The sequence below is a fragment of the uncultured Bacteroides sp. genome (assembly GCF_905207245.1).
Classification (GTDB): Bacteria; Bacteroidota; Bacteroidia; order Bacteroidales; family Bacteroidaceae; genus Bacteroides.
Map to the genome: position 1 here is coordinate 1 of NZ_CAJLKP010000138.1, position 8,212 is coordinate 8,212.

Genomic DNA, 8,212 nt, shown 5'->3' on the forward strand with positions numbered 1-8,212 from the left:
ATTAAGTTACGAGCTACGAGCTACCAGTAACGAGTTGCTGCGCTGTACTCGTGGGTGAATAATTATTCGCGCCGGCTATCACACCGAAAGGCACTTGTCACTCGTAGCTTGTAGCTTGTCACTTATCGCGCAAAGCGCGATAAATTATCATTTCTCTTTCTCTTTTATTATTTCAATTACATACCTTTTTGAGCGCAAATTAATGAAAAAATATATACTTGTGCTGGTGCTTGCGATGGCTTGCATCAGCCTCTATGCTGTGAATCCTATAAAGGAAGGCAACATGATTTCCGGCCACGTGATAGTGAAAGGAACCGAAGAGAACATACCTTATGCAACTATATTAATCAAAGAAAACGGTCAGGGAACAGTCTCTAATGAAGAAGGCCAGTTTGAATTCCGCAAGCTTCCCGTCGGGAAATACACGCTTCGCGTATCGGCTGTAGGGTATAAAACACAAGAAAAAGAAGTCACTGTCAGCAAGGATTTCACTGCAGTTGTACACTTCCCGATGGCAGAAGAGAGCTTCATGACCGATGAAGTCGTAGTGTCTGCCAACCGTAATGAGGTGAGCCGGAAAGAAGCTCCGGTAGTTGTAAACGTGATGAGTGCCAAGCTTTTTGAGATGGTGAACTCCACTGACCTTGCGAAGACACTGAATTATCAGTCCGGTCTGCGTGTAGAGAATAACTGCCAGAACTGTGGCTTCCCGCAGGTGCGCATCAATGGACTGGAAGGTCCGTATTCTCAGATTTTGATTAACAGCCGTCCTGTCATCAGCGCCCTAAGCGGTGTGTATGGTCTGGAACAGATGCCTGTGAACATGATAGAGCGGGTAGAAGTGGTGCGTGGCGGTGGCTCTGCCTTGTTCGGAGCAAATGCAGTGGGCGGCACTATCAATATTATCACTAAAGATCCCATCAGTAACTCTTTTCAGGTATCGAGCATGCTCTCTTGCATGGACGGGCAGTCATGGGAACAATATATGGGCGGTAACGTCTCTCTGGTAGCAAAAGATAATTCCTATGGAATAGCCTTGTACGAAAGCTATCGTAACCGTAATCCTTACGACCGAGATGGTGATGGGTTCTCCGAACTTGGCAAACTGAATATGAATACTTTTGGCTTCCGTGCTTACTACCGTCCTACGCATTTCAGCCGTATCAATCTGGAGTATCACACCACCAATGAGTTTCGCCGTGGCGGCAATAAGTTTGACCTTCAGCCCCATGAGTCGGACATCACAGAGCAGACAAAACATATCATCAATAGTGGTGGTGCCAGCTACGACTTGTTCTGGCGTGAGTATAAGCATAAGATTTCTCTCTATGGTTCTCTGCAGCACACAGACAGAAACAGTTATTATGGTGCCCAGCAAGACATGAATGCCTATGGCAAGACCGATGACCTGACCTGGGTTGCCGGTGGTATGTACGTCGGCAATATGAACAACTGTTTCTTTGCTCCGGCCACCTTCACCGGTGGACTGGAATACCAGAATAACTCTTTGCACGACGTCATGACCGGTTATCATCGCGATATGAAACAAGATGTACGCATAGCCAGTGCCTTTGTTCAGAATGAATGGAAAATGCGTCAGCTTACCATGTTGGTTGGTGCCCGTCTGGATAAGCATAACCTGATTGATAAGTTGATTTTCAGTCCCCGTATCAACTTCCTCTATAAACCTACGGAGGATTTTCAGGCACGTCTGACGTACTCCACCGGTTTCCGTGCACCGCAAGCTTATGACGAGGATTTGCACGTGACGGCTGTAGGTGGTGAAGGTGTTCAGATTAAACTGGCTGACAACCTGCGCGAAGAACGTTCCAACAGTTACAGTGGTTCTGTGGACTGGAGTACACACTTGGGACATTGGCAGGCAAACATCTTGCTGGAAGGTTTCTATACTGACCTGCGCCATGTATTTGTATTGGAAGACATCGGAAAAGATGAGAACGGAGATAAGATAAAAGAGCGTCGCAATGGTAGCGGTGCACGTGTGTACGGTGTTAATCTGGATGCTAAAATCGCCCATGGCAAGGAAGCGCAGTTCCAGTTAGGTTTCACAGCACAACGTAGCCGCTATACGGAGGCGGAAGTATGGACGGAAGTAGATGATGAAGAACTGACTACCAAGCGTATGATGCGTACTCCGGATTACTACGGTTATTTCACTTTCTCCTCCGCACCGTTGAATAACTTCGACTTCTCTTTGTCCGGCATCTACACCGGCAAGATGATTGTTCCCCACTACGCACCGGTAGATGCACCGGAAGGAGCTTTCTGCAACATTGAGAAAGACCGTATGGAGAATACCCCTGACTTCTTCGACCTCAATCTGAAACTCAATTATACGTTTGTTCTGCACGACCACATCAAGTTGCAACTCAATGCCGGTGTGCAGAACATATTCAACAGTTTCCAGAAAGACCTTGATAAAGGCGAGTTTCGTGATTCCGGTTACTTCTACGGACCGACACAACCGCGTACCTTCTTTATCGGCTTCAAGATAAGTAATTGAGCATAATTGATTCATACTTTCTTTCACTATAGTATCTGTCATGCTGAGCTTGTCGAAGGATGACAGATACTATAAGTTTATTAGGGTGGTGTACTTAAGGTCTAAATTTAATATTGCAAGGGCTTGTAATTTTATCGCAAGGGCTTATGAATTTGTTGCAAGAGCATATTTTCATAAGCCCTTTCTTATGGTAAATGTTCCCTTTTTCTTTTTTTAGGATAATTCGGACGGTTTTCAGGGAAATATTGCTTATGTTTGCCACAGAAATAAGAAAGGGAGATGAAAAATATAAAGAACGTAGACATCGCAACTATTCGCCGCTTTCCGGCAATGGATTTTATAGGAAATGATTTTGCCATATTCGATAATATAGGAGACATCCCTTTGTTCGGTTACCCTACGCGCCTGAATGCCTCTTGCTTGACGCTTTGCCTGAAAGGCCACTGCCGGATACGCATCAACCTGAAAGAACATGAACTTACCGAAGGCGTTCTTGTGGTCACCCTGCCCGAACAGATTTTGCAGCAAGTGGAACGTTCGGACGATTTTACCGGTGTTTTCATTGTAGTTTCCGGGCAGTTCATTGATGATGTGCTCCCCACGGTGCAACAGTTGTTCCCTTTGTTCTTTATGATTAAAGAGCAACCTTGTGTTCGCCTCAAGCCGGAAGAAATGGAAGCCGTGCAAGAATACTACTCTTTCCTTCAGAAGAAAGTGAAATTGAAAGACAATCCTTTCCGCAAAGAAATAACGCAAGGGTTGATACTTTCTCTGTTTTATGAAATATATGGCATTTATCAGGGAAATGAACCGGCAGTGCGGAAGACGAAAACCCGGAAAGAAGATCTTTTTGAGCGTTTTATCCGTGCCATCTCCGAATCGTATAAAGTGGAACGCAGTGTTGCCTATTATGCCGACAAGATGTTCCTGACCGCCAAACATCTCTCTACCGCCGTGAAAGAAGTTAGCGGAAAGACAGCCGGAGAGTGGATAGACAGCCTTGTCATTCTGGAAGCCAAAGCTTTGTTGAAGTCTTCCGAGATGAGTATTCAGGAAATATCCGATGAACTTCATTTTGCCAATCAATCTTTCTTTGGCAAATATTTCAAGCACCACACCGGAATGTCTCCGAAAGAATACCGCAAACAATAAGCGTTAACTATTAATTATTAACTATTAAATATTAATTTTGCAGTGTGATAGCGCAGCCTTAATACCTAATATTTAATAATTAATATTTGAAATATACCCCCAAATAAATAAAACATGGAAAAAAGAGAAATTGACCTTACTGTTTCCTGTTATGGAAAAGTGAAGGATGTGAAGTATGATGTTGTCATACTTCCTTGGGGTGCGACGGAGCCCCATAATCTGCATCTTCCGTATCTCACTGATTGTATTTTGCCCCATGACATTGCTGTGGATGCCGCTACATTGGCGTTGGAGCGTTCCGGTGTCCGCTGCATGGTGATGCCGCCCGTAGGCTTTGGTGCACACAATCCCGGACAGCGTGAACTTCCTTTCTGTATACATACCCGTTACTCCACCCAACAGGCTATTCTGGAGGACATCGTCGCCTCCCTCTATGCCCAGGGAATGCGCAAACTGATTATTATCAGTGGACATGGCGGCAATAACTTCAAAGGTATGATACGTGACCTTGCCTTTGCCTATCCCGATTTCATGATTATTGCCTCTGACTGGTTCAGCCTTGTTCCCACAAAAGGCTATTTCGAGGCGGAGATAGACGACCATGCCGGTGAGCAGGAAACATCCGTAATGATGTATTATCACCCGGAACTGGTAAACCTGAATGAAGCGGGAGATGGAGATTCCAAGCCTTTTGCCATTCCTTCCCTGAACGAAAAGGTGGGATGGGCACCGCGCCATTGGGATAAAGCTACTGTGGATAGTGGCGTAGGAAATCCCAAGAAAGCTTCGGCCGATAAAGGTGAGCGCTATGTGAAACCGGTGATAGAGAAACTTGCCAGACTTTTTACAGAAGTAGGACAGAACGAACTCTATTAAATGAAATAAAAGCCGGGCGGTCTGGTCGGAAACTTCTTTCCTGATCGAACCGCCCGGTTGCTTATACTGAGATGAAAAGCTTACTTATCTATTGACATCAGCCATTTACCATCTCTTTTCACCATCGATTGTGTACCCTCTTGCGTTTCTCCGTTTCCGTAGGTTTGTTTTATCTTCACGGTTGCTGTATTTCCATCCTCCGAAATTTCTTCCGACAGAATCTCTATGCTTTTCAGCCCGCCCATTTTTTCATATTCTTTGGAGACTTTATCCCTCATCATGGCAACGAGCCCGTCCTTTTGCTTTTTCAGCTCATCGCTTGTTACGTTTTCACCTAAAGCAATGCCGTCTACAAACTTCTCATAGTTACCTTTGATAAGATCGTTGCAATACTTCTTCATCGAATCTCCCGGACCACTTGAAGAGGAGCAAGCTGCCATCACAAACATAGTCATCACCATCAGACTAAAATAAAATACTTTTTTCATACGCTTTTTTTTAAAGTGATTAATGTGTACTTAAAAATAGTATATCAAACAGAGGCGCTTGCTCTGTGCAATATCATTAGGTAGGAGATAATCTCCTCTGAATCCGGGGATATTCACGTGGCTGATACGTCCTTCGGACAAATCTATTCCTTCCTTCTTGTACACGAAGTCGATAAACTCCGTGCAATACATTTGGGTAGTATCTGTCAGGTCATAATCATGGTCGAATAGCACACGCGCATTGTAAAGGTGTTCGGCATGAACTGCCGCCCGGCATGCAGCTATGGAATCCTCCTGCACACGCATAATTGCTCCGTTAACGACTTTTCTCTTCTTGAAAAATGTCTCTATGGGTTCCATCTTTACACGGTCGGGGTCATCCTTGAAGTCCGGTTCACCGGGCACGGCATGTATCACGTACCATTTCCCTTTCTGCTTCTTGAGGATGCCGGTGTGCGAATAATTTCCTTCCCGGTCTGCTGCCAATACCACTCTGCTGGCAATTCCTGTTCCTCTTCTGAAAGCAATGTCTCCATCCCGGAACAATGCTTGCGGCAGTTGCACCGATGGCGTTTCTTTGTCAGAACTTGCCTGGCATCCGGCCAGTGTAAGTGCCAATATCAACATTATTTTCAGTAGCAATACGTGTGTCTTCCTCTCCATCAATACAAATATATAACTTTATTTGCACTGTTACATGTATTTTAAGTGTTTTTCATCGCATTTTCTACAATATCCCTGCGCGTACGCGGCTGAGGGTTTCGGGTGTCATCAGCAAATAAGATGCGATATGTGACAATGGCGCCCGCTTGATGACTTCCGGGTGGGTGTGCATCAGCATATTGTAGCGTTCGCGTGCTGTTTCAAACCGCCAGGAGTCAGCCTTTACCTGGGATACAATGAGCGAATACTCCAGTATCTTGCGATAGAACATATTGATTTCCCAGGAGATTTCAGTTAAGTTCATGAACTTGTCGTAGGGGAGAAGGTAGACTGTGCAAGGTTCCAGTGCCTCTGCCATCAGGCGGGTAGGTTCTTGCTTCAGGGTGCTCTCTATACAGATAATGATGCAACCTTCGTAGGAAAAGTGTTCGGTGACATCCTTGCCGTTTTTGTAATAGAACTGACGCATCATGCCTTTGCCCACAAAGGCTATATGATGACAGACTTGTCCTTCTTTGAATAAGAGTTCACCCTTTTCCAGCTCTTTGCGGACCAGAATTTCTTCTATCAGTTTTCTGCCTTCAGGTGCCATGCCCGGATAACGGGAGTTCACAGTAGCATTGACTGTCTCTCTTAATAGTATATCCATAATTGTTCGCTGGTATTTGTAACTCGTTTCCGGGCACAAAGGTATAAAAGATTTGATTTAAATCAAAAGTTATTAAGTGATAAACCCCTTTGTTGTCCACTTCATGCTATACCAACGGCGCACGAAGATAGCTCCCCGGATATTCTCGTCCAGCAGGAAGGCAACCCACATACCGCAGATTCCCCATTCCAACGGAATACCGAAAATGTATCCCAGGCCAACGGCGACGCTCCACTGAACTATCAGACCGACGTAGAAGGGATAAGTAACGTCTCCGGCGGCACGCAGGGCATTGGTGGCGAAGATGTTGATGGGACGTCCGATTTCGAGAACGACATCGATAATGAGGATGGTGGTGCCCAACCGGATAATTTCTTCATTGGAAGTCAGCCAATGGAAGATGGTGTTTCCAAAGATAGCGAGAATAGTGGAGAGGATGACAGTAATCATTACGGATTTCTTCATCACATACTTACCCATGAGGAAGGCGGCGTGTGGTTTCTTTTCTCCAATGAGGTGTCCGATGCAAATGGCTCCCCCTTGCGCCATGGAGATGCTGAACAGGTAGGCAAACATGATGATGTTGACGCAATAGGTGCGGGTGGCGAGCGCTTCGACTCCGAGCATGTTGATGAAGAAGGTAATCACTACTTGTGAAGAACTGTAGGAGAGTTGTTCGCCGGCAGAGGGGAGCCCTATCTTCATCAGGTTTTTCAGCTCTATCCACGGGAACGGTCGGAAATAAGCGAGTGGGAAGCGGTGGATATGTTTGCGGAAAAGGATGATGAACAGTAGAATCATAGATACACCACGGCTGAAAGCGGTGGAGATGGCAGCTCCTTCCACGCCCAGTTCGGGGAAACCGAAGCGGCCGAAGATGAGGGAATAGTTGCCTATGATATTAAGGATATTGACGACAACCGTTACCAGCATCGGGTAAATGGCCTTGTTGGCACTGCGCAGGGAGGCGGAAAGGGTGAGGGAGATGGCTTGGAAAAAGGCGAAAGCACCCACGATGCGCATATAGTCCATGCCGTCTGTCATTAGCTCCGGAGTCAGTCCCATGAGGCGGAGGATAGGCCCGGCAAGGGAGAAAAGGAGAAGGCTTACGGAAGCGCCGACTACCACGTTTACCGCCAGCGAAACGCCCACTACCTGCACCACCTTCTTCTGCAGTCGTGCACCGAGGTATTGCGAACAGAGCACAGAAGTGCCAAGATTGATGACTTCGAATACGAGGAACGTGAGCATGATAATCTGGTTGACTACCCCCACTGCGGCAACGCTACTGTCGGAGTGTCGACTTAGCATAATGGTATCCACCGCGCCCAGCATCATGATGAGCAAGGTTTCTATAAAGATGGGGGCAGCGAGCTTTGCAAGCCGCTTTTTTAAGTTTTCCTGATGTATCATTTCGTATGTGTTTGAAACTCGGTGATAAAAAATCGCGCAAAGGTACGGAAAGAGTGGGAAGAGGGAATTGATGTGGGTCAAATAAATGATAATTTAATGAAGAATGAAAAATGAAGAATGAAGAATTACCTGGCGGCATGCTTGCATAGCGCAGCCAAATTCTTCATTCTTCATTTTTCATTCTTCATTTTTAGTTATGCAGTGTCAAGTTCAGTCCTAAAATCTAATACCTGAATATTTTTTGTTCCTATTATCTTTTGACTTTTAGCCTATTACATCTTTTTGTGAAAAAAGTCAGAAAAAAATATGGTGGAAAGATTTGCATAGTCCAAAAGTTTCCCATACATTTGCACCGCATTTGAGAAACAATGCAGGTTTAAGGAAGTGTGGGTGAGTGGCTGAAACCACCAGTTTGCTAAACTGACGTACGGGTAACTGTACCGGGGG

7 protein-coding genes are annotated in these 8,212 nt (G+C 45.5%); 3 read left to right on the forward strand and 4 right to left on the reverse strand.

The genetic code is table 11. From position 1 onward, the window contains the following. Positions 1–202: 202 nt before the first annotated feature. From QZ135_RS23850 to QZ135_RS23860, 3 genes are all read left to right on the forward strand, one after another. A complete protein-coding gene (locus QZ135_RS23850; RefSeq protein WP_294615482.1) occupies positions 203–2,524 on the forward strand; it encodes a TonB-dependent receptor in 2,322 nt (773 codons plus the stop codon). A 279-nt stretch (positions 2,525–2,803) separates the two neighbouring features. Next, positions 2,804–3,676: a helix-turn-helix domain-containing protein gene (locus tag QZ135_RS23855; protein ID WP_294615484.1), complete on the forward strand. Its 873-nt coding sequence runs from the start codon at positions 2,804–2,806 to the stop codon at positions 3,674–3,676. 114 nt (positions 3,677–3,790) lie between these two features. Further along, complete coding sequence (locus tag QZ135_RS23860; protein ID WP_294615486.1) at positions 3,791–4,552, forward strand: creatininase family protein; 762 nt, start codon at positions 3,791–3,793, stop codon at positions 4,550–4,552. 80 nt (positions 4,553–4,632) lie between these two features. On the opposite strand, the gene QZ135_RS23865 is transcribed toward QZ135_RS23860, so the two are convergent. The 4 genes from QZ135_RS23865 to QZ135_RS23880 form a co-directional block, all read right to left on the reverse strand. After that, positions 4,633–5,040: a DUF4878 domain-containing protein gene (locus QZ135_RS23865; RefSeq protein WP_294615487.1), complete on the reverse strand. Its 408-nt coding sequence runs from the start codon at positions 5,038–5,040 to the stop codon at positions 4,633–4,635. A gap of 30 nt (positions 5,041–5,070) precedes the next feature. After that, a complete protein-coding gene (locus tag QZ135_RS23870) occupies positions 5,071–5,703 on the reverse strand; it encodes a YiiX/YebB-like N1pC/P60 family cysteine hydrolase (RefSeq protein WP_294615489.1) in 633 nt (210 codons plus the stop codon). A gap of 64 nt (positions 5,704–5,767) precedes the next feature. Continuing rightward, positions 5,768–6,352 carry a Crp/Fnr family transcriptional regulator gene (locus QZ135_RS23875; protein WP_294615491.1) on the reverse strand — a complete coding sequence of 195 codons (585 nt, stop codon included), beginning with the start codon at positions 6,350–6,352 and terminating at the stop codon, positions 5,768–5,770. A 72-nt stretch (positions 6,353–6,424) separates the two neighbouring features. Continuing rightward, a complete protein-coding gene (locus QZ135_RS23880) occupies positions 6,425–7,765 on the reverse strand; it encodes an MATE family efflux transporter (protein ID WP_294615493.1) in 1,341 nt (446 codons plus the stop codon). Between the last annotated feature and the right edge of the window lie 447 nt (positions 7,766–8,212).

Coding starts and splice junctions, on each gene's coding strand:
- QZ135_RS23880 (WP_294615493.1), bottom strand. CDS start 7,765: ATGATACATCAGGAAAACTTAAAAAAGCGGCTTGCAAAGCTCGCTGCC.
- QZ135_RS23855 (WP_294615484.1), top strand. CDS start 2,804: ATGAAAAATATAAAGAACGTAGACATCGCAACTATTCGCCGCTTTCCG.
- QZ135_RS23875 (WP_294615491.1), bottom strand. CDS start 6,352: ATGGATATACTATTAAGAGAGACAGTCAATGCTACTGTGAACTCCCGT.
- QZ135_RS23870 (WP_294615489.1), bottom strand. CDS start 5,703: ATGGAGAGGAAGACACACGTATTGCTACTGAAAATAATGTTGATATTG.
- QZ135_RS23850 (WP_294615482.1), top strand. CDS start 203: ATGAAAAAATATATACTTGTGCTGGTGCTTGCGATGGCTTGCATCAGC.
- QZ135_RS23865 (WP_294615487.1), bottom strand. CDS start 5,040: ATGAAAAAAGTATTTTATTTTAGTCTGATGGTGATGACTATGTTTGTG.
- QZ135_RS23860 (WP_294615486.1), top strand. CDS start 3,791: ATGGAAAAAAGAGAAATTGACCTTACTGTTTCCTGTTATGGAAAAGTG.